Source organism: Streptomyces sp. M41(2017) (assembly GCF_002078175.1).
Taxonomy (GTDB): Bacteria; Actinomycetota; Actinomycetes; order Streptomycetales; family Streptomycetaceae; genus Streptomyces.
This window is the reverse complement of sequence record NZ_MWFK01000001.1, coordinates 1,430,328-1,451,034: the sequence shown is the minus strand read 5'-3', so window position 1 is coordinate 1,451,034 and position 20,707 is coordinate 1,430,328. Positions and strand designations below refer to the sequence as shown.

Genomic DNA, 20,707 nt, shown 5'->3' with positions numbered 1-20,707 from the left:
CATGGGGGCGGGCCACACCCACAAGCTCTACCGGCACGGGCACTCGCCCGTGCACGGCCTGCCGCCGCACACCAAGCTCGCCGCCACCCTCGCCTTCGTGATCGTGGTCGTGTCCACGCCCCGCGAGGCGATGTGGGCGTTCGCGCTGTACGCCCTGCTGCTCGCCGCGGTCGCCCAGCGCGCCCGTGTACCGGCCGGCGTGCTGCTGAAGCGGCTGCTGATCGAGATCCCGTTCGTGGCGTTCGCCGTGCTCATGCCGTTCGTCGCCGAGGGCGAGCGGGTGCACGTCCTCGCCCTGTCCCTGAGCGTCAACGGGCTCTGGGGCGCCTGGAACGTCCTCGCCAAGGGCACCCTCGGCGTCGCCGCCTCCGTACTCCTCGCCTCCACCACCGAACTGCGCGAACTGCTCCTCGGCCTGCAGCGCCTGAGGCTCCCGCCGCTCCTCGTGCAGATCGCCTCCTTCATGATCCGCTACGGCGACGTCATCACCGACGAGATGCGGCGCATGCGCATCGCGCGGGAGTCCCGCGGCTTCGAGGCGAGCGGGGTCCGGCACTGGGGCGTCCTCGCCAAGTCGGCGGGCGCGCTGTTCATCCGCTCCTACGAACGCGGTGAGCGCGTCCACCTCGCCATGGTCAGCCGGGGTTACGCCGGCACCATGCCCGTCATCGACGAGGTGACCGCCTCGCGGGCGCAGTGGTCGTACGCCCTCGCCCTCCCGTGCGCCGCCCTCGTCGTCTGTGTGCTGGGATGGACGCTGTGATGTCTGCCGAAACCACCGTGACGCCCTCCGGGGACCCCGCCGTGCCCGCCTCCCTGGAGGTCTCCGGGCTCGCCTTCGCCTACCCCGACGGGCACCAGGCCCTCTTCGGCGTCGACTTCACCATCGGGCGCGGCGAGCGCGTCGCACTGCTCGGTCCGAACGGCGCGGGGAAGACCACCCTCGTCCTGCACCTCAACGGCATCCTGACCGGCGGCGCCGGCACCGTGCACGTCGCCGGACTCCCGGTCGGCAAGCGGCACATGGCGGAGATCCGGCGCCGGGTCGGCATCGTCTTCCAGGACCCGGACGACCAGCTGTTCATGCCGACCGTCCGCGAGGACGTCGCCTTCGGACCGGCCGCCGCGGGAGTGAAGGGCGCCGAGCTGGAGGAACGCGTCCGCACCGCCCTGGAGCGCGTCGGCATGGAGGCCTTCGCCGACCGCCCGCCGCACCATCTGTCCTTCGGACAGCGCCGCCGGGTCGCCGTCGCGACCGTGCTCGCGATGGAGCCGGAGATCCTCGTCCTCGACGAGCCCTCCTCCAACCTCGACCCCGCCTCCCGGCGTGAACTCGCCGACATCCTGCGCTCGTTGGACGTCACCGTCCTCATGGTCACCCACGACCTGCCGTACGCCCTGGAACTGTGCCCGCGCGCCCTCGTCCTCAGCGACGGCGTGATCGTCGCCGACGGCCGCACCGGCGAGCTCCTGTCCGACGACGCACTCATGCGCACGCACCGCCTGGAGCTGCCGTTCGGCTTCGATCCGCGCTCCGTGACAATGGGAGCGTGACGAGACAAGAGGACGCCGGAGTGCCGGCCGGGCCGTACACCGCGACCCCGGCGACGGCCGGCACGGACGGGCCCGTGGACGTGAACGGCACCGTGGCCGAGGGATTCGAACCGGTCAGGGAGGCGTTCGCCCGCAACTTCGCCGCCCTCGGGGACCGGGGCGCCGCCGTCACCGTGTACCGCGACGGGCACCGGGTCGTCGACCTGTGGGCCGGCACCCGGGACGTCGACGGCACCGAGCCCTGGCAGCACGGGACCGCTCAGATCGTGCGCTCCGCGACGAAGGGCGTCGCCGCCGCCGTCGTCCTGCTCCTCGCCCAGCGCGGCCTCCTCGACCTCGACGCACCCGTCGCGTCCCACTGGCCCGCCTACAAGGCGCGCGGCAAGGAGCACACCCGGGTCCGGCACCTCCTCGCGCACCGCGCGGGCGTCCCGGTCCTCGACCGGCCGCTCACCCCCGCCGAGGCCGCCGACCCCGACATCGCGGCGGCCGCCGTGGCCGCGCAGACACCGGTCTGGCGGCCGGGGACCGACCACGGCTATCACGCGCAGACGTACAGCTGGCTGACGGGCGAGCTGGTCCGGCGGGTCACCGGGCGCACGCTCGGCGCGTGGATCGCCGACGAGATCGCCCGGCCGCTGGACCTGGACCTGTGGGTCGGACTCCCGCCCGAGCAGGCCGGCCGGGTGGGCCGGGTCGCCCAGGTCGAGGCACCGCCCGCGCCGGGCGGCCTGCGCACCCGCCCCAAGCGCGCGGTCGTGGAGGCCTACGCCGACCCGGACAGCGTCACCCGCCGCGCCTTCGCCGCGATCACGCCGATGCCCGATGAGAACGACCCCGCCTACCGGGCCGCCGTCCTGCCCGCCTCGAACGGCATCGCCACCGCCGACGGCCTGGCCCGCTTCTACGCCGCCCTGATCGGTGAGGTGGACGGCGTCCGCCTGTTCACACCGGAGACCGCGGCGCAGGCACGGGCGCAGCACTCGGCCGGACCCGACCGGGTCCTGGTGGTCAACACCCGCTTCGGCCTCGGCTACATGCTCCACGGCCCGGCCTCGCCACTGCTCTCCCCGGATTCGTTCGGTCACCCCGGCCGCGGCGGCGCCCTCGGCTTCGCCGACCCGGAGGCGGGCATCGCCTTCGGCTATGTCACCAACGGCTTCCGCACGAGCGTGACGGCGGACGCCCGGGCGCAGGCGCTGGTACGTGCGGTGCGGGCCGCCGTCGACGCGTAGACCGGTGAGCGGCGGGACCGGATCAGGGGGCGAGGGCGGTGAGGGGGGTGGGGTGCGGCTGGTCCTCCTTCACGCCCGAGGTGGCTTCCGGGGCGCTACCGGTACCCACCCCCCTGTGCCGCGGGCCCCGCGCGGGGCGTCTCCGTCCGGCCTCGGTGCCGAACCACAGCCGCGGCCACCGACAACCGGCGGGCCCTCGGCGGCTATCCGGTGTGCAGCATCAGGCCGATGCCGACGACCAGGAGGCCGGCCGCGGCGATCCGGGGTGCCCCGAAACGCTCCTTGAAGAACACCGCGCCGATGGCCGCGCCCACGATGATCGACGACTCCCGCAGGGCCGCGATCGGCGCCAGCTCGGCCCGCGTCTGGGCCCACAGGACCAGCCCGTACGCGGCGACCGAGAGGGCCGCGCCGAGGAACCCGACCGCGGCGACCGGCTTCAGCACCGCCACCGTGCCGCCGCGCCAGCGGTGGATCGCGAACGCGGGGATCACGATGCCCTCGATTGCCATCAGCCAGGCGATGTACCCGAGGGAGCTGCCGGAGGCCCGTACGCCCAGACCGTCGACGACCGTGTAGGCGGCGATCGACGCGCCCGTCGCGAGGGCCGCGCCGATCGCCGCCCAGTCGGGACGCCGGCCGCGCAGCCCCCACAGCGCGACCCCGGTCAGCCCCGCGCAGGACAGGGCGACCCCCGAGGCCGCCCAGCCGTCCGGCACCTCGTGCGCGAACACCGCCGCGAGCACGGTGACGATCAGGGGCGCGGTGCCGCGCGCGATCGGATAGGCCTGCCCGAAGTCCCCGAGGCGGAAGGAGCGCATCAGCAGGATGTAGTACGCGACGTGGATCACGGCGGAGGCGATCAGGTACGGCCATGCCCCGGACGCCGGGAACGCCACGAACGGCACCATGGCGAGGCCGATCAGCATGCCGCCGCCGGCGATCAGGGTGAAACCGACGAGCTTGTCCGTGATGCGGTGCGCGATCGCGTTCCAGCACGCGTGCGTGACGGCGGCGAGCAGCACCGCCGCGGTGACGACCGGTGTCATCCGGTGCGCTCGCGCACGTCCACCAGCGTGCCCCCCGCGTGCGCGACCAGGCTCCGGGGGTCCATCGGGAAGACGGTGTACGGGGTTCCCGCCGCGGCCCACACCGTGGCGTGGCCGAGCAGGGAACGGTCGGCCAGCACACGGGTCTTCGTCCGGTGCCCGAAGGGCGGCACCCCGCCGATCGCGTACCCGGTCGTCTCCCGTACGAGATCCGCGCGGGCCCGGGTCACCTTCTCGGCGCCGAGCGCGTCCCGGACACGGTCCATGTCGACCCGGGAGGCGCCGTCCATCAGCACCAGCACGGGGATGCCGTCCGCCGCGAAGATCAGGGACTTGCAGATCTGGTTCAGGTCGCAGCCGATCGCGGCGGCGGCCTCGGCGGCGGTGCGGGTCGCGTCCGGGAAGCGCCGGACCCGCCCGGTCAGCTCGTCGAGCCCCAACTCCCGCAGCGCTTCGGCGAACCGGGGGTGCACGGTGTCCTCACCACGGGACGCGGATCCCGTGGTGTTCTCATCGGTGGCGGTCATGCGCAGCACGCTAGCGGTCGGTGTACGCGGCACGCGACCGGGTTCCCGTCGCACCGGGAACCCGGGGAGGGGACGCCCGCGCGGGGCCCCCTTGTGCCGGAACCGTGTGCCGGACCTAACGGCCCGCCTTCAGCAGCGCCGCGACGATCGGGCCGGCCGTGTCGCCGCCGTGGCCGCCCTGCTGGACGACGCCCGCGCCCGCGAGGTCGCCCTTCCACGCGGTGAACCAGCCGTTCGGCTGCTTCTGGTTGTCGACCTCGGCGGAGCCGGTCTTGGCGCCGTAGTCGGGGCCGAGGCCGGACATGGCCTCGGCTGCGGTGCCCGCGGCGGCGGTGTACTGCATGACCTCGCGCAGCTGGGAGAGCGTGGACGCCGACAGGGTGCGGGAGGCCTTGGCGAGGGTGCGGTGGTCGACGTCGGGGGAGACCAGGTAGGGCTGGTGGAAGGTGCCCGACTTCACCGTGGCGGAGATGGACGCCATGTTCAGCGGGTTCATCCGGACACCGCCCTGGCCCATCAGGGACGCCGCCATCTGCGCCGCGCTCTGCACGGGCACCGAACCGTCGAACGAGGGGACACCGACGGCCCAGTTGTTCATGCTCAGCCCGAAGACCTGCTGGGCCTGCTTCGTCAGGTCGTCGTTCTCCAGCTTCTTCGCCTGGGTGATGAAGGCGGTGTTGCAGGACCGCGCGAAGCTCGCCTTGAACGTGCCGTCCTTGATCTCGAAGTCGTCGTCGTTGTGGAACTTCCAGCCGCCGTACGTCGCCGTCTTGGGGCAGGGGTGCGGCTTGTCCGCGGAGGCCAGGCCCTTGTCGAAGAGGAGCGAGGCGGTGATGACCTTCATGGTGGAGCCGGGCGCGAGGGAGCCCTGGAAGGCGGTGTTGAAGCCGTGGGAGGTGTTGGCGACGGCGAGGATCTCGCCGGTGGAGGGGCGCAGCAGGACCACCGACGCCTTCTCCTTGGCGGCGACCCGGCGTTCGGCCTCGGCCTGGAGGGCCGGGTCGAGGGTCGTCGTCACCTTGCCGGGGGTGCCCTCGCTGAGCGTCACGAGGGTCTTGTCGGGCGTCTTCTGGGCGCCCTTCTTCGGGGCCTTGCGGACCACGCGCAGTTCGATGCCGGCCTTGCCGCCGGCCGTCTTGCCGAACTTCTCGCGCAGCCCGTCCAGGACCGTGCCCAGCGACGGGTACTTGGCGGTGGTCAGCTCCCCGCCGTCGCGGTCGAGGGCGGTGACGGGCGGCGTCCCGGACGCGCCGGTGACCAGCCGGTCGCCGTCCTGGAGGTCCGGGTGGACGACGGACGGCTTCCAGCCGACGAGCGCGGCGCCGTCCTTGGCCCGTCGTACGACGGTCAGCTTCGAGGAGTACGTCAGGGGCTTGGACGTGCCCTTGTAGCGGACCGTGGCCTTGACGGTGAACGGGACGTCGGTGCCCGACGGCTTGCCGCCGGTCAGGGTGACGCCGGTGATGTGGGCGTCCTTGCCGTAGCCGGTCAGGACGGTCGTGGCGGAGGCCGAGTCGTCGGTGGCGGCGGCGGCCCCGGCGACGTCGCCCTTCTGCCAGGCGGTGAGGAAGGCGGTCGACGCGGTGTGGATCTCGGTCGCCGACAGCGGACCCGTCTTCACCGTCGTGTGCGCGCCGCCGGCGGACGTGTCGTCCCCGGCGCCGCCCCCGTACAGGCTGTAGGCGCCGAACGCGCCGCCGGCGACGACCACCGCGATCACGCCGCCGATCACGGCGGGCTGTCTGGTCCTCGGTCGCTCGGCGACCCGTCTTCTCTTGCCCACGGCTGATCGTCCTCCGCTGTCCCCTGGTGCCCTGTGGCGCCCCCGCGCCTCTCGCTCCTCAACGAGATGCCCCACCCTAGGGTCCCGCCCTGTACGAAGTGACCTCAGCCACCCGTTCGTAGCACTGCTGCGACGATCGGACCGGCCGCGTCGCCGCCGTGTCCGCCCTCCTGGGTCATGGCGGCGGCAGCGATGTCGTTGCGGTAGCCGGTGAACCAGCTGTTGGAGACGGTCTGTCCGTCGACCTCGGCGGAGCCGGTCTTGGCGCCGATGCTGCCGCCGAGTCCGGCCATCACCTGGGCCGCGGTGCCGCTGACCGCCGTGCGGTTCATCATCGTGCGCAGTTGCGCGACCGTACCGCCGGACAGGCCCTTGGCGGTGGCCAGTTCGCGGCCGTCGAGGGAGCGGGCCACGATGACCGGCTGGCGGAAGGCGCCGGTCATGGCGGTCGCGGTCACCGAGGCCATGTTGAGCGGGCTCATCTGGACCTGGCCCTGGCCGATCATGTTGGCCGCGGTGTCCGGGCCGCCGGAGGCGGGCACCGAGCCGTCGAACGACTCGATGCCGGTCTTCCAGTTGTTCCTGCCGAGCCCGAAGCGCTGCTGGGCCTCGTTCGTCAGCGAGTCCACCTTCACCTCGTCCGCGTACTTCACGAACGCGGTGTTGCAGGAGCGGGAGAAGCTGTCGGACAGTGTCGCGTTCTCCTGCGGCTGCATGCCCTTGAGGTTGTGGAAGGTCTGGCTCTGCCAGGTCGCGGTGGGCGGGCAGGGCGCGGGTCCGGTCGACGTGGTGATGCCGTTGTCGATGAGGGTCGCCGCGCTGATGATCTTCATCGTGGAGCCGGGGGCGAGCTTGCCGAGGAACGCCGCGTTGAAGCCGTCCTGGCGGTGGTTGGCGACGGCCAGCACCTCGCCGGTGCTCGGCTTCACCGCCACCACGGACGACTCCGCGTACCGCTCCACCGCTTTCTCGGCGGCGGCCTGCGCGCTCGCGCTCAGCGTCGTGCGGACCTTGCCGGGACGTCCCTCGGCGAGGGTGGCCAGCGTGGTGTCGGGGGTCTCGGTGGTTCCGTGGTGGATCGCCAGCTCGATGCCGGGAGTGCCGCCAGCCTTGTCGCCGTACTTGTCGCGCAGCGCGTCCAGGATCGGCCCCAGCGAGGGGTACTTGTCCTTGGTCAGGACAACGTTGTTCCGGTCCACGGCCTCGATGGCCGGGCTGGCCGACTCGCCGGTGACCAGGGTGTCGCCGTCCTTCAGCTGCGGGTGGACGACGGACGGCTTCCAGTCCACCAGGGCCTTGCCGGTCGTCTCCCCGCGGACCACGGTCAGCCGGGAGGCGTACGCGAGGGGCTTGCTCTTCCCGTCGTAGGACACCGTCGCCTTCACGGAGAACGGCACGGTCGCCCCGGCCGTCGCGCCCGGCGTGATCCGCACACGGGTCAGGTGCGCGGCGCCGCTGTATCCGGCGAGCAGGCTCTCGGCGCCGGACTCGTAGTTGGTGTAGCCCGCGGCCTTCGCCGCGTCGCCCTTCTCCCAGGCCGCGAAGAACGCGCGGCTGGTCTCCTTGACCTCGGAGCCGCTCGGCGGACCGGTCTTCACGGGCGCCGGCCCGGCGGCCCCGGTGCCTCCGCTGACCGCGGTGACGAAGTTGTACGCGCCGTACCCGGCGCCCCCCAGTACGACGGCGAACACACTGCCGATGACGGCAGCCTTGGCCCCCTTGCGCATCGCGCGATTCCCTCCCCGTGAACCCTTCCCGAACTTCTGAACGCGTTCAGAAAAGCTGTTCTCACCGAACTGTAGATGCGGGTGGGGCCGCCATGACAGCGGTTTCTCCGAATCGTTAGCGCGGGGCGGGCGGTTATGGGTGTGAACACCATCTATCGGCGGGACCGGGTGCACGGGATCCGGCCACGGCAACGCCGGAGGGCGCGGCCACCGGCCGCGCCCTCCTGGTCCGAAGCCCCGCTAGACCCACGTATCCAGCCACATCCGCGATCTCCACTGATCGATGGGGATCGCGGTGCCGGTGTACAGGGGCCAGAAGTAGATGAAGTTCCAGGCGATCAGGAGGACCAGGACGCCTGCCGCCGCCGCGCCGACCGTGCGGCGGCGTTCCGTCGCGCCCGGTGGGCCGAGGATCGCGCCGATCATCATCGTGACGGCCAGGCAGAGGAACGGCACGAAGACGACGGCGTAGAAGAAGAAGATCGTGCGCTCCTGGTACAGGAACCAGGGGAGGTACCCGGCGGCGACGCCGCAGGCGATCGCGCCCGCGCGCCAGTCGCGGCGGAACGCCCAGCGCCACAGCACGTAGAGGATCGCGAAGCAGGCCGCCCACCACAGCAGGGGCGTGCCGAGGGCCAGCACCTCGCGGGCGCACTTGTCGCCCGCGTCGGAGGGGCAGCCGTCCTTGCCGGGCAGCGGGGACTCGTAGAAGTACGAGACCGGGCGGCCGAGGACGAGCCAGCTCCACGGGTTGGACTGGTAGGTGTGCGGCGAGGAGAGGCCGACGTGGAACTTGTAGACCTCGTGCTCGTAGTGCCACAGGCTGCGCACCCAGTCGGGCAGGAACGTCCAGGTGCCGCCCCTGCCGTCCGTCGCCGCCCAGTTGCGGAAGTAGCCGCCGCTGCCGTCGGCCGGCGACAGGATCCAGCCGGTCCAGGAGATCAGGTACACCGCGACCGCGACGGGGACCGTGGCGAGGAAGGTGATGCCGGTGTCGCGCTTGAGGGCCGCCGTGTACGGGTGGCGGGCGCCGGCGACCCGGCGCGACCCCACGTCCCACAGGACCGCCATCACGCAGAACGCGGCGAGGACGTACAGGCCGTTCCACTTCGTGCCGATGGCCAGGCCGAGCATCAGGCCGGCCGTCCAGCGCCAGGGCCGCCAGCCGAGACGGGTGCTCTCGGCGGCCTCCGCGTCGGGCCGGACCGTGCCGTCCTCGTCGACGGGCAGCGCCGCCGCCAGCCGGGCCCTCGCCTTGTCCCGGTCGATGACCAGGCAGCCGAAGGCCGCGAGCACGAAGAACATCAGCACGCCGTCGAGCAGCGAGGTGCGGCTCATCACGAAGTGCAGGCCGTCCACCGCCATGAGCGTGCCCGCGAGACAGCCGAGGAACGTCGACCGGAACAGCCGCCGCCCGATCCGGCACAGCAGCAGCACCGACAGCGTGCCGAGCACCGCCGTCATGAAGCGCCAGCCGAAGGGGTTGAAGCCGAACATCCACTCGCCGAGCCCGATGACGTACTTGCCGACCGGCGGGTGCACGACATAGGCGGCGTCGCTGGGGATCCGGACGTCGCCGTTGCCCTGGAGGATCAGGTCGTTGGCGTTCTTGGCCCAGTTCACCTCGTACCCGCGGTGGATCAGGGCCCAGGCGTCCTTGGCGTAGTACGTCTCGTCGAATATCACCGCCTTGGGGCTGCCCAGATGCCAGAACCGCAGCAGCCCGGCGAAGAGGGTCACCAGGAGCGGGCCACCCCACCCCGACCAGCGGTGGAAGCGGTCGGCGACCTCCTGGCGCAGACCGAGGGCGGCCCAGATCCGCGACCGTGGCTCGGGGTACGGCGGTACGAGCCGGTCGCGCACATCGCTTCGGGGCGGCGCCGTGTAGCCGAATCGGCGCAGCCGCCGCTGCCACGACGGCCGCTGATCGTCGGCGGCCTGGCCCTGCCGGGTGTCCGTGGAGGACGCGGTACTGGTCACCGCGCCATCGTAGGGAACGCGTCTGTGGGAGTCCCGCGCCCGGGCCCTTCCGGCCGGATGAGCTTGTCGGACGGTACCCCTGCGAGGATGGGAGCGTGACAGGAATCCTTGTGTTGGCAGGCACCCCCATCGGCGACATCTCGGACGCGCCGCCACGGCTCGCCGCGGAACTGGCCGGAGCCGATGTCGTCGCCGCCGAGGACACCCGCAGGCTGCGCCGGCTCACCCAGGCGCTCGGCGTCCAGACGACCGGCCGGGTCGTCTCCTACTTCGAGGGGAACGAGGCCGCCCGGACCCCGGAGCTCGTCGAGGCGCTGGTCGGCGGGGCGCGGGTGCTGCTGGTGACCGACGCCGGGATGCCGTCCGTGTCGGACCCCGGCTACCGGCTCGTGGCCGCCGCGGTCGAGAAGGACATCAAGGTCACCGCCGTACCGGGCCCCTCCGCCGTGCTCACCGCGCTGGCCCTGTCCGGGCTGCCCGTCGACCGGTTCTGCTTCGAGGGCTTCCTGCCGAGGAAGGCCGGTGAGCGGCTCTCCCGGCTCCGGGAGGTCGCCGAGGAACGCCGGACGCTGGTCTACTTCGAGGCCCCGCACCGCCTCGACGACACCCTCGCCGCGATGGCCGAGATCCTCGGCGCCCAGCGCCGCGCCGCCGTCTGCCGCGAGCTGACCAAGACGTACGAGGAGATCAAGCGCGGCCCGCTGGGCGAGCTGGCCGCCTGGGCGGCGGAGGGGGTTCGCGGCGAGATCACCGTGGTCGTCGAGGGCGCCCCCGACAAGGGCGCGGAGGAACTCGACGCCGCCGAGTTGGTGCGCAGGGTGCAGGTGCGCGAGGAGGCGGGGGAGCGCCGCAAGGAGGCGATCGCCGCCGTCGCCGCGGAGGCCCAAATTCCCAAACGTGACGTCTTTGATGCCGTCGTCGCGGCAAAGAACGCCGCCCGAACCACCCCATAGAAGGGCAAAGGGCCGGCTTCAAAAGCAAAGCTCAGGCCGCGTGGCGGGGCCGTTCCGACAAGGAACGGCCAAAACGGCTCCAACAGTCGACAGGGCGGATGCGTTCGCGCCGGGAGAAGCGTCCACTGGATGAAGGGACGCACCCGTCCCTCGCCTGCGGCGCATCGGCGGACTCCAGGGGGAGATCCCGTCGATGGAGGTGCCGGAGGTGCTTGTCCAGCGGACAAGAGGAGCAGTCGGAATGAGTGAGACCACAGGACGGACCGGCGGCGTCGCCGCCGGTCAGGTCACCGAACAGACCGGGCATCGCAGTGCGGCGACGGCCGTTGTCCACGAATCGTATTCCTTCGCCTGCATGCGCTGCGGGCACGGCTGGGAGCAGTCCTACGCGATCGAGCACCACCACGACGGGGACGGCGCCGAGTTCGTGACGTACGTGGCGGACGGCCGGACCGTGCCGTCGCCGCTCAGCCGTCCTTCCTGCCTGAACTGCGACAGCCACGTGGTGCGCATCATGCGCGCCGGCCAGGTGTCCTCCGTCCTCGATTCCCTGCACTCCGTGACCAAGCCCCGGCCGGTGCCGCGACAGCCCGCCGAGGGTGCCGAGGGTGCGGAAGGGGCCGCTCCGGGCGACTCCTCCGAGACGCCGAAGGAACCGCACCACTGGCACCTGTCGGACCTGCTGCACCCGTTCCAGCACCGCAAGGCCGGCTGATCCCGCGGACCCGGGCGGCCGCGGCCGCGACGTGAAGGACGGCATGCCCCCTTCGTAGGATCGGGGCATGCCTTCCTCCGTATCCGACGCCACCGACAAGAACGCCGCGCCCCCGCTCCCCGAGCCCCTGCGCGTCCCGGTCGCCGACTCGCACACCCACCTCGACATGCAGTCCGGCACGGTCGAGGAGGCCCTGGCCAAGGCCGCGTCGGTCGGCGTCACGACCGTCGTCCAGGTCGGCTGCGACCTGGACGGCTCCCGCTGGGCGGCCGAGACGGCGGCCGCGTACGACGCCGTCCACGCCACCGTCGCCCTGCACCCCAACGAGGCGCCCCGGATCGTGCACGGCGACCCCGACGGCTGGTCCCGGCAGGGCGCCCGCGAGCCGGGAGGGGACGCCGCGCTGGACGAGGCGCTCGCGGAGATCGACCGTCTCGCCGCCCTCCCGCAGGTCAAGGGCGTCGGCGAGACCGGCCTCGACTACTTCAGGACCGGCCCCGAGGGCAAGGCGGCCCAGGAGCGCTCCTTCCGCGCCCACATCGAGATCGCCAAGCGGCACGGCAAGGCCCTGGTCATCCACGACCGCGACGCCCACGCCGACGTGCTGCGCATCCTCAAGGAGGAGGGCGCCCCCGAGCGGACCGTCTTCCACTGCTACTCCGGCGACGCCGCGATGGCCGAGGTCTGCGCCCGCGCCGGCTACTTCATGTCCTTCGCCGGGAACATGACCTTCAAGAACGCCCAGCCGCTGCGCGACGCGCTCGCCGTGGCCCCGCTCGACCTCGTCCTCGTCGAGACGGACGCGCCCTTCCTGACCCCCGCGCCGTACCGCGGACGGCCCAACGCTCCGTATCTCGTTCCGGTCACGGTGCGCGCCATGGCCGCGGTGCGCGGGATCGACGAGGACACCCTCGCGACCTCCCTCTCCGCCAACACCGCGCGCGCATTCGATTACTGACCGATAACAGCTCCGGGTGTTTTCCCTGGTCGGACGCCCGTCTCGGGCGGGGGAGTATCGCGACACAGCGTAGCCGCGTTGCTTGGGAGAGTGACGACCGCTCCGCTAGGTTCTGGTCGCCCGATCCGGACCCTGGAGCGTGTCGTCGTGAGCAGCTCGCGGTACGAGCAGTACGAGACGTACGGACCGACCGGTGGCGCCGACGCCACCACGGTCGTCGACGCCACCGGCGCCGCCGTGACCGCCGGCCCGCCCCCCGGGGCCGCCGCGCCCGGTGGACGCCACGCGCGCGTCGCGGTCCCCGCGCGGGACACGGCGGGCGGGCCGGGCGGAGGGGCGGTCCCGCCGCCGGGAGCCGGAGAGGTCCACGCCGCTCACGAGGCCTACGGCGCGTACTCCGACGCGGGCTCCGACTCCGGCTCGGGCTCCCGTCCGGGCTCGGGCTCCGGTCACGTGGAGTACGTGCGCTGGGAGCCGTACGGCCACGGGTACGCCGACACCTACCGCCCGGCGTACGAGGCGCGCACGCCAGGACACGGGGCGCCGGACACGCCCGGTGCGCCCGCGTCCTGGGTTCACCGCGGCCTCGCTGAACCTGCCGGTGCCGTCGGCCCCGCCGAGCCGTTGCTCCCGCGCCAGTACACGGACGCCCCCGCCCAGACCGGCCCGGACGGGCACGGGAGGGGGTTCGCGCAGGCCGACACCGTGGTCGACGGAAGCGGGTTCGCGCGGGCCGACACCGTCGTGCTCACCGACCCGATCGCCTTCGCGGACACCGTGGTCGTCACCGTGCCCGACCGCGGGGCCGTGCGGCCCGACGCGGGCGACGGGATCCGTCCGGCCGGCGGACGGGCCGACGCGCGCCGCGCGGCCCGGCGCAAGCGCGTCACCGACCGGCCCGACGCGTTGCGCAGGCTGCTCCCGCAGGCCCTGGTCGTCGCCTTCCTGGCCGGCGGCACCTCCGCGTTCGTCGCCAGCGACAAGGCGATCGAGCTCAGCGTCGACGGCCGACCCCGCACCCTGCACACCTTCGCCGACGACGTGACGGAGCTGCTCGCCGACGAGGGCGTGAAGGTGGGCGCCCACGACGTCGTCGCGCCCGCCCCCGGCACACCCCTGTCGAACGGCGACGAGGTCGCGGTGCACTACGGACGCCCGGTGAGCCTCACCATCGACGGCACCCAGCGCCGGGTGTGGACCACCGCGCACACCGTCGAGGGGGCGCTCAGACAGCTGGGGGTGCGTGCCGAGGGCGCGTACCTGTCGGCCTCGCGCTCCCAGCCGATCGGGCGCACGGGGCTGGAGCTCGACGTGCGCACCGAACGCACCGTCACGATCATGGCCGACGGCCGGGCGCGGACCATCCGCACGAACGCGGCGAGCGTGGGCGAGGCCGTCGAGGCGGCCGGGATCGCCCTGCACGGGCAGGACACCACGTCGGTCCCGGCCGGGAGCTTCCCGCGCGACGGGCAGACGGTCACCGTCCTGCGGGTCACCGGGACCCGGGAGGTCCGCGAGGAACGGATCCCGTTCGAGATCCGGCGGACCGAGGACGCCTCCTTGTTCAAGGGCACCGAGGTGGTCGAACGACCCGGCCGGTTCGGCGCGCGGCGTGTGACGTACGCGCTGCGGACCGTCAACGGCGTCCACGAGAAGCCGCGCCGTATCCGTGCCGAGGTGGTGCGGGAGCCGCAGGTCCAGCTGGTCAGGGTCGGTACGAAGCCGCATCCGGCCTCCGTCGACGGCGCCGACCACCTGAACTGGTCCGGCCTCGCCGCCTGCGAGTCCGGCGGCCGGCCCGGCGCGGTGGACCCGTCGGGCACGTACGGCGGCCTCTACCAGTTCGACACCCACACCTGGCAGACCCTCGGCGGCAGCGGACGCCCCCAGGACGCGCCGGCCGCCGAACAGACGCTGCGCGCGAAGAAGCTGTACGTACGCCGGGGGGCGAGCCCCTGGCCGCACTGCGGAGCCCGTCTCCACGGCTGAGCCCGTCCGGCGGGCCGCCCCGCTCTGCCCGGACGGGACCCGACTCCGTTCCAACGCCGGGGAGCCGGAGTCGCCGCCGCGGGGGACGCGCCCCGCGCCCGGTGAGGGGCGTGAGCTCGGTGGGGGGTTCCGCACCCGTACCCTTGGGGCGTGACCAGCCCCACCCCCGACGCCCTCCTGGGCCCCGCCGACGTCCGCGAACTCGCGGCAGCGCTCGGCGTACGGCCCACCAAGCAGCGCGGCCAGAACTTTGTGATCGACGCGAACACGGTGCGCCGCATCGTGCGGACCGCGGAGGTACGGCCCGACGACGTGGTCGTGGAGGTGGGACCCGGCCTCGGCTCGCTGACGCTGGGCCTGCTGGAGACGGCCGACCGGGTCGTCGCCGTCGAGATCGACGACGTCCTCGCGAGCGCCCTGCCCGCGACGGTGGCGGCGCGCATGCCCGAACGGGCCGACCGTTTCACGCTGGTCCACTCGGACGCCATGCAGGTCCGGGAACTGCCGGGTCCGCCGCCGACCGCCCTGGTCGCGAACCTCCCGTACAACGTCGCCGTGCCCGTCCTGCTGCACATGCTCGACACCTTCCCGACCATCGAGCGCACCCTCGTGATGGTCCAGGCGGAGGTCGCCGACCGGCTCGCCGCGGCGCCCGGTTCGAAGGTGTACGGCGTGCCGTCCGTGAAGGCGAACTGGTACGCGGAGGTCAAGCGCGCCGGTTCCATCGGCCGCAACGTCTTCTGGCCGGCGCCCAACGTCGACAGCGGGCTCGTGTCGCTCACCCGGCGTGCCGAGCCGGTCTCCACGGCCGCCCCGAAGAACGACGTGTTCGCGGCGGTGGACGCGGCCTTCGCGCAGCGCCGCAAGACGTTGCGTGCCGCCCTCGCCGGCTGGGCCGGTTCGGCCCCGGCGGCCGAGGCCGCGCTGGTCGCCGCCGGTGTCTCCCCGCAGGCCCGCGGGGAGTCCCTGACGGTCGAGGAGTTCGCCCGGATCGCGGAGAACCGCGGCGACGCGAAGGGCGCGGACACCAGGAACGCCCGCCGGTACCGCCCCGAGACCGAGCACACCGAGAACCGCGAGAACCCCGAAAACACCGAGAACCCCGAGAACACCGAGCACGAGGAGTCGACCCAGCCGTGACGGAGACGGTGACGGTACGCGTCCCTGCCAAGGTCAACGTCCAGCTCGCGGTCGGCGGTGTCCGCCCCGACGGTTTCCACGACCTGGCCAACGTGTTTCTCGCGGTCGGCCTCTACGACGAGGTCACGGTCACCCCGGCCGACGAGCTGCGCGTCACCTGCGCGGGCCCGGATGCCGGCCAGGTGCCCCTGGACCGTACGAATCTCGCGGCCCGTGCCGCCCTGGAACTCGCCCGCCGGTACGGCGTCGATCCCGCCGTCCACCTCCACATCGCCAAGGACATCCCCGTCGCCGGCGGCATGGCGGGCGGCAGCGCGGACGGGGCCGCCGCGCTCCTCGCCTGCGACGCGCTGTGGGGCACGAACGCCTCGCGCGACGAACTCCTCGACATCTGTGCCGAGTTGGGCAGTGACGTGCCGTTCAGTCTGGTGGGCGGGGCGGCGCTCGGCACCGGCCGCGGCGAGCAGCTGCGCGCCCTGGAGGTCGGCGGGACCTTCCACTGGGTGTTCGCGATGGCCGAGCACGGGCTGTCGACCCCGGCGGTCTTCCGGGAGTTCGACCGGATGCACGAGGGGGCGCCCGTCCCGGAGCCGGTCGCCTCACAGGACCTGCTGGACGCCCTGGCGAAGGGGGACGCCGCGGCCCTCGCGAGCGCCGTCTCCAACGATCTCCAGCCCGCGGCCCTCTCGCTCTTCCCCGCCCTCGCCGACACCCTCGTCGCGGGCCGCTCGGCCGGCGCGCTCGCCGCGCTCGTCTCCGGCTCCGGGCCGACCACGGCGTTCCTCGCCCCGGACGCGGTGGCCGCGCGCACGGTCGCCGAGGCGCTGAGCGCGTCGGGCACCTGCCGGTCGGTCCGCGTCACCCGGTCCCCGGCACCCGGCGCGCACGTCCTCGGCTGACCTGCGGACCGGCCCCCGACGGGCCGGGAGCGGGCAGGGAAGGGCGAGGGGGACGCGCGGGAGGGGAAGCCCAGCTCGCGGACTACCCTTGAGGGTCGATCGTCCCCCTTGTTCAGGAGAGAAATGGCCGTCAACCTGGTCAATGTCGAGTCCGTCAGCAAGGTGTACGGCACCCGTGCGCTGCTCGACGGGGTCTCCCTCGGCGTCAGCGAGGGGGACCGGATCGGCGTGGTCGGCCGGAACGGCGACGGCAAGACCACCCTGATCCGCATGATCGCCAAGCTGGAGGAGGCGGACACCGGGCGGGTCACGCACTCCGGGGGCCTGCACACCGGCGTCCTCACCCAGCACGACTCGCTCGACCCCAATGCCACCGTCCGCCACGAGGTCATCCGCGACATGGCGGACCACGAGTGGGCGGGCAACGCCAAGATCAGGGACGTGCTGACGGGTCTCTTCGGCGGCCTCGACCTGCCCGGCTTCCCGCAGGGCCTCGACACCGTGATCGGTCCGCTCTCGGGTGGCGAGCGGCGCCGCATCGCACTCGCCAAGCTCCTCATCGAGGAGCAGGACCTGATCATCCTCGACGAGCCCACCAACCATCTGGACGTCGAGGGCATCGCCTGGCTCGCCCGGCACCTGCGCGAGCGCCGTTCCGCTCTCGTCTGCGTGACCCACGACCGGTGGTTCCTCGACCAGGTCTGCACCCGCATGTGGGACGTGCAGAAGGGTGCCGTCTACGAGTACGAGGGCGGCTACTCGGACTACGTGTTCGCCCGGGCCGAGCGGGAGCGCATCGCCGCGACCGAGGAGGTCAAGCGGCAGAACCTGGTCCGCAAGGAACTGGCGTGGCTGCGGCGCGGCGCCCCCGCCCGCACGTCCAAGCCCCGCTTCCGCGTGGAGGCCGCCAACGAGCTGATCGCCGACGTGCCGCCGCCCCGCGACAAGAGCGAGCTGATGCGCTTCGCGGGTACGCGGCTCGGCAAGACCGTCTTCGAGCTGGAGGACGTCACCGTGCAGGCCGGGCCCAAGGTGCTGCTCAAGCACCTGACCTGGCAGCTCGGCCCGGGCGACCGGGTCGGCCTCGTCGGCGTGAACGGCGCGGGCAAGACGTCCCTGCTGCGCGCCCTGGCCGACGCCGCCCGCAGCGGCGGCGAACAGCAGCCCGCCGCCGGCCGGATCGTCACCGGCAAGACGGTGAAGCTCGCCTACCTCTCCCAGGAGGTCGCCGAACTCGACCCCACCTGGCGGGTCCTCCAGGCCGTCCAATCGGTCCGCGACCGCGTCGACCTCGGCACCGGGCGTGAACTGACCGCCGGGCAGCTGTGCGAGACGTTCGGCTTCAACAAGGAGAAGCAGTGGACGCCGGTCGGCGACCTCAGCGGTGGTGAGCGCCGGCGGCTCCAGCTGCTGCGTCTGCTGATGGACGAACCGAACGTCCTCTTCCTCGACGAGCCCACGAACGACCTCGACATCGAGACCCTCACGCAGCTGGAGGACCTCCTCGACGGCTGGCCCGGCTCCATGATCGTGATCTCCCACGACCGCTTCTTCGTCGAGCGCACCACCGACAACGTGTTCGCGCTGCTCGGGGACGGCACGCTGCGCATGCTGCCGCGCGGGATCGACGAGTACCTGGAGCGGCGCCGGAAGATGGAGGAGGTGGCCGCGGCCGCCGTCCTCGCCGCCGCCCCCGCCCCCGTCAAGTCGGCCTCCGCGGCCGACGCGCGGGCCGCGAAGAAGGAACTCCAGAAGATCGAGCGGCAGCTGGACAAGATGTCCGAGAAGGAGACCAAGCTGCACGCGCAGATCGCCGACAACGCCACGGACTTCGGGAAGGTCGCCCAACTCGACGCCGAGCTGCGCGAGTTGACCGGCGAGCGCGAGGAGCTGGAGATGCGCTGGCTGGAACTGGCCGAGGACGCGTGACTCCGGGGGGCGCCCGCCCGGCGTGATCCTCGGGCGCCCACGGCCCACCGGGACGGCGTGCGCCTCCCGGTGGGCGCCCCCGTGTTGAGGAGCGCGCCCCTCTCCGCCGCCGGGGAGGAACCGCCTCACCGGCGGAGGAACATCCCTCGCGCTTGTGGCGTGAAGGCCCCGTGAAGACGCGTAACGGCGGCATCACAGCCCGGTTCTCCCTTGGGAACAGGGCGCGCACCGGCCCCCTGCCCGCGCCCCCCGCAGTGATAGAAAGAGCCGTCTGAGAACAGTCTGAGAACCACCGGGTGTGGCGGAGATCCAGCGCCGCCGATGGGGCGCCACATCAGTGAAGAGGGGGAAGCGCTGATGAGTCAGCCGCCGAGTCAGCCGCCGCAGGGCGGGTTCGGAGCACCGCAGGACCAGCCGCCGACGGGCGGTTCCGGCACACCGCAGGACCCGCGCTCGCAGGGAGGCTTCGGCGCACCGCAGCCTCCGCCCCAGCAGCCGCCGCAGACCCCGCCCGCGGGTCCGCCGCCGGCCGCGCCGCCCACCACGCCTCCGCCGCCGCAGGGCGCACCGCCGCCCCCGCAGCCCGGCTACGGCTACCCGCAGCAGCCGGGACCGTACGGGCAGCCGCAGCAGCCCGGTCCGTACGGGCAGCCGCAGCAGCCGGGCCCGTACGCCCAGCCGGGGCCCTACGGCCAGCCCGGGCCCTACGGCTACCCGCAGCAGCAGCCGGGCTACGGCTATCCGCAGCAGCCCACGTACCCGGGCGGTCCCGGCACCCCGCCGCCCGGCGGCTCGAAGAACCCGTTCAAGGGCAGGCCCGCGCTCGTCATCGCGGCGGCCGTGGCCGGACTGCTCGTCGTCGGCGGCACCGTATGGGCCGTCACGAGCGGCGGTGACGACGGGAAGAAGCCCGTCGCCAAGGAGAGCCCGAGCGGGAGCCCGAAGGCGTCCGCGTCGGACGACCCGGTCAACCCCGGGGACGGCAGCGGCGACGGCGGCACGGACGACGAGAACCTGAACGCCGGCCGCAAGCCGGGCGAGGCGAAGGTGCTCTGGTACAAGTCCGCCCCGGACGCGCCCGGTTCGGGTGCCGACGCGCCCGGCCTGTGGATCACCGGCAAGGCGGCGGTCAAGGCCGCGTACAAGCAGGTCTTCGCGTTCGACGTCGGCAACGGCAAGCCGGCCTGGGACACGCTGACGTTCCCGCAGAAGATCTGCGCCGTCACCCCGCAGAAGACGTCCGACGACAAGGTCGTCATCGCGTACATGAGCGGCTCCACCAGCAGCGCCAAGTGCAACCAGCTCCAGCAGATCGACCTGAACACCGGCGCCAAGGGCTGGAGCGGCAAGGTCGCCGACGGCGGCCTGTTCGACAGCGCGCTCTCCGTCGAACTGTCCATCAGCGGCGACACCCTGACCGTCGGCCGCTCGATGTCCGGCACGGCGTACGACGTCTCCAGCGGCAAGAAGCTGTGGGACAAGGAGAAGTACGGTGCCAGTTGCTACCCGGCCGGGTTCGCCGGCGGCAGCAGGCTGCTCTCCGTCTCGTCCTGCGGCGCCGGCAGCGACACCGAGCACGACGAGGTCCAGGAACTGGACCCCGCCACCGGCCACGTGAAGTGGACGACGAAGATCGCCAAGGGCTGGAAGGTCCAGCGCGCCTACTCCGTCGACCCGGTCGTCCTCTACCTGACCAACGACGCGAAGAAGACCGTCAACGTCAGTGTCCTGAACGACAGCAACGGCAGCATCCGCGCGCAGCTCAAGAGCGACGACGGGTTCGCGCCCGAGTGCGGCTTCGCGATCCTCAGCCGCGATCTGACGGGCTGCTTCGGCGCCGTCGCCGACGCGACCACGCTGTACCTCCCGACCGACGAGAAGACCGGGGCCAACGAGGTCGTCGCGTTCGACCTGGCGACCGGCAAGGAGAAGTGGCGGGTCAAGTCCCCCGCGGACGCCACGATGATGCCGATGCGGACGGAGGGCGGCACCCTCGTCGCCTACGTCGAGGCGTCCTACGACGGCGGCGGACGCGTCGTGTCCGTCCCGACGACCGGCAGCCACAAGCCCAGCACGCTCCTCCAGAACCCGCAGGGCACGGCGAACATCGAGAGCAGCTTCTTCTCGAAGGCCGTCGACTACGTGGACGGGCGGTTCTACATCTCCACCACCCGGCTGACGGGCAACGACGAGGCGAAGGAGAAGCTGATGCTGGCTTACGGCAAGTGACCGCAGCCCGCCTCCCGTTCCCGCGCGATCCCCGCGCGCA

The 20,707-nt window shown here is 72.7% G+C and carries 16 protein-coding genes; 11 read left to right on the top strand and 5 right to left on the bottom strand.

The genetic code is table 11. The annotated features are described in order from the left end of the window. The first annotated feature begins 1 nt into the window (after position 1). The 3 genes from cbiQ to B0675_RS06305 all read left to right on the top strand — a co-directional run bounded on the left by cbiQ (position 2) and on the right by B0675_RS06305 (position 2,789). Positions 2-763, top strand: a complete 762-nt coding sequence (gene cbiQ / locus B0675_RS06315; protein WP_081217757.1) for a cobalt ECF transporter T component CbiQ — start codon at positions 2-4, stop codon at positions 761-763. Then, positions 763-1,554 carry an ABC transporter ATP-binding protein gene (locus B0675_RS06310; RefSeq protein ID WP_179165259.1) on the top strand — a complete coding sequence of 264 codons (792 nt, stop codon included), beginning with the start codon at positions 763-765 and terminating at the stop codon, positions 1,552-1,554. Before cbiQ ends, B0675_RS06310 begins: the two co-directional genes overlap by 1 nt. Before the next feature lie 74 nt (positions 1,555-1,628). Further along, positions 1,629-2,789 carry a serine hydrolase domain-containing protein gene (locus tag B0675_RS06305; protein WP_081221622.1) on the top strand — a complete coding sequence of 387 codons (1,161 nt, stop codon included), beginning with the start codon at positions 1,629-1,631 and terminating at the stop codon, positions 2,787-2,789. A 203-nt stretch (positions 2,790-2,992) separates the two neighbouring features. Here B0675_RS06305 and B0675_RS06300 read toward each other — a convergent pair whose 3' ends face one another. The 5 genes from B0675_RS06300 to B0675_RS06280 all read right to left on the bottom strand — a co-directional run bounded on the left by B0675_RS06300 (position 2,993) and on the right by B0675_RS06280 (position 9,855). After that, positions 2,993-3,838 (bottom strand): DMT family transporter, encoded by an 846-nt coding sequence (locus B0675_RS06300; protein ID WP_081217756.1) that lies wholly within the window; start codon positions 3,836-3,838, stop codon positions 2,993-2,995. Continuing rightward, entirely contained in the window at positions 3,835-4,365 is a 531-nt protein-coding gene (locus B0675_RS06295) for a YbaK/EbsC family protein (RefSeq protein ID WP_081221621.1), read from the bottom strand. The genes B0675_RS06300 and B0675_RS06295 overlap by 4 nt, the downstream gene beginning before the upstream one ends. Positions 4,366-4,480: 115 nt before the next feature. Then, positions 4,481-6,148: a penicillin-binding transpeptidase domain-containing protein gene (locus tag B0675_RS06290; protein ID WP_081217755.1), complete on the bottom strand. Its 1,668-nt coding sequence runs from the start codon at positions 6,146-6,148 to the stop codon at positions 4,481-4,483. Positions 6,149-6,252: 104 nt separating this feature from the next. After that, positions 6,253-7,875, bottom strand: coding sequence for a penicillin-binding transpeptidase domain-containing protein (locus B0675_RS06285; RefSeq protein ID WP_081217754.1), 1,623 nt, complete (start codon positions 7,873-7,875; stop codon positions 6,253-6,255). A 240-nt stretch (positions 7,876-8,115) separates the two neighbouring features. Continuing rightward, on the bottom strand, positions 8,116-9,855 hold the full coding sequence (locus tag B0675_RS06280; RefSeq protein ID WP_081217753.1) for a phospholipid carrier-dependent glycosyltransferase: 1,740 nt from the start codon (positions 9,853-9,855) through the stop codon (positions 8,116-8,118). A gap of 95 nt (positions 9,856-9,950) precedes the next feature. Here B0675_RS06280 and rsmI point away from each other — a divergent pair, with 95 nt between their 5' ends. The 8 genes from rsmI (at position 9,951) to B0675_RS06240 (ending at position 20,667) form a co-directional block, all read left to right on the top strand. Continuing rightward, positions 9,951-10,808, top strand: coding sequence for a 16S rRNA (cytidine(1402)-2'-O)-methyltransferase (gene rsmI / locus B0675_RS06275; protein WP_081217752.1), 858 nt, complete (start codon positions 9,951-9,953; stop codon positions 10,806-10,808). Between the two features lie 241 nt (positions 10,809-11,049). Continuing rightward, on the top strand, positions 11,050-11,523 hold the full coding sequence (locus tag B0675_RS06270) for a hypothetical protein (RefSeq protein ID WP_081217751.1): 474 nt from the start codon (positions 11,050-11,052) through the stop codon (positions 11,521-11,523). Positions 11,524-11,590: 67 nt separating this feature from the next. After that, entirely contained in the window at positions 11,591-12,481 is an 891-nt protein-coding gene (locus tag B0675_RS06265) for a TatD family hydrolase (protein WP_081217750.1), read from the top strand. A 705-nt stretch (positions 12,482-13,186) separates the two neighbouring features. Then, positions 13,187-14,470 carry a resuscitation-promoting factor gene (locus tag B0675_RS06260; protein ID WP_081221620.1) on the top strand — a complete coding sequence of 428 codons (1,284 nt, stop codon included), beginning with the start codon at positions 13,187-13,189 and terminating at the stop codon, positions 14,468-14,470. A 150-nt stretch (positions 14,471-14,620) separates the two neighbouring features. Beyond that, entirely contained in the window at positions 14,621-15,610 is a 990-nt protein-coding gene (rsmA, locus tag B0675_RS06255) for a 16S rRNA (adenine(1518)-N(6)/adenine(1519)-N(6))-dimethyltransferase RsmA (RefSeq protein WP_081217749.1), read from the top strand. Beyond that, positions 15,607-16,509 carry a 4-(cytidine 5'-diphospho)-2-C-methyl-D-erythritol kinase gene (locus B0675_RS06250; RefSeq protein WP_081217748.1) on the top strand — a complete coding sequence of 301 codons (903 nt, stop codon included), beginning with the start codon at positions 15,607-15,609 and terminating at the stop codon, positions 16,507-16,509. The genes rsmA and B0675_RS06250 overlap by 4 nt, the downstream gene beginning before the upstream one ends. Before the next feature lie 123 nt (positions 16,510-16,632). Then, a complete protein-coding gene (locus B0675_RS06245; RefSeq protein WP_081217747.1) occupies positions 16,633-18,438 on the top strand; it encodes an ABC-F family ATP-binding cassette domain-containing protein in 1,806 nt (601 codons plus the stop codon). Positions 18,439-18,795: 357 nt separating this feature from the next. Beyond that, on the top strand, positions 18,796-20,667 hold the full coding sequence (locus tag B0675_RS06240) for a PQQ-binding-like beta-propeller repeat protein (protein WP_081217746.1): 1,872 nt from the start codon (positions 18,796-18,798) through the stop codon (positions 20,665-20,667). Positions 20,668-20,707 lie beyond the last annotated feature (40 nt).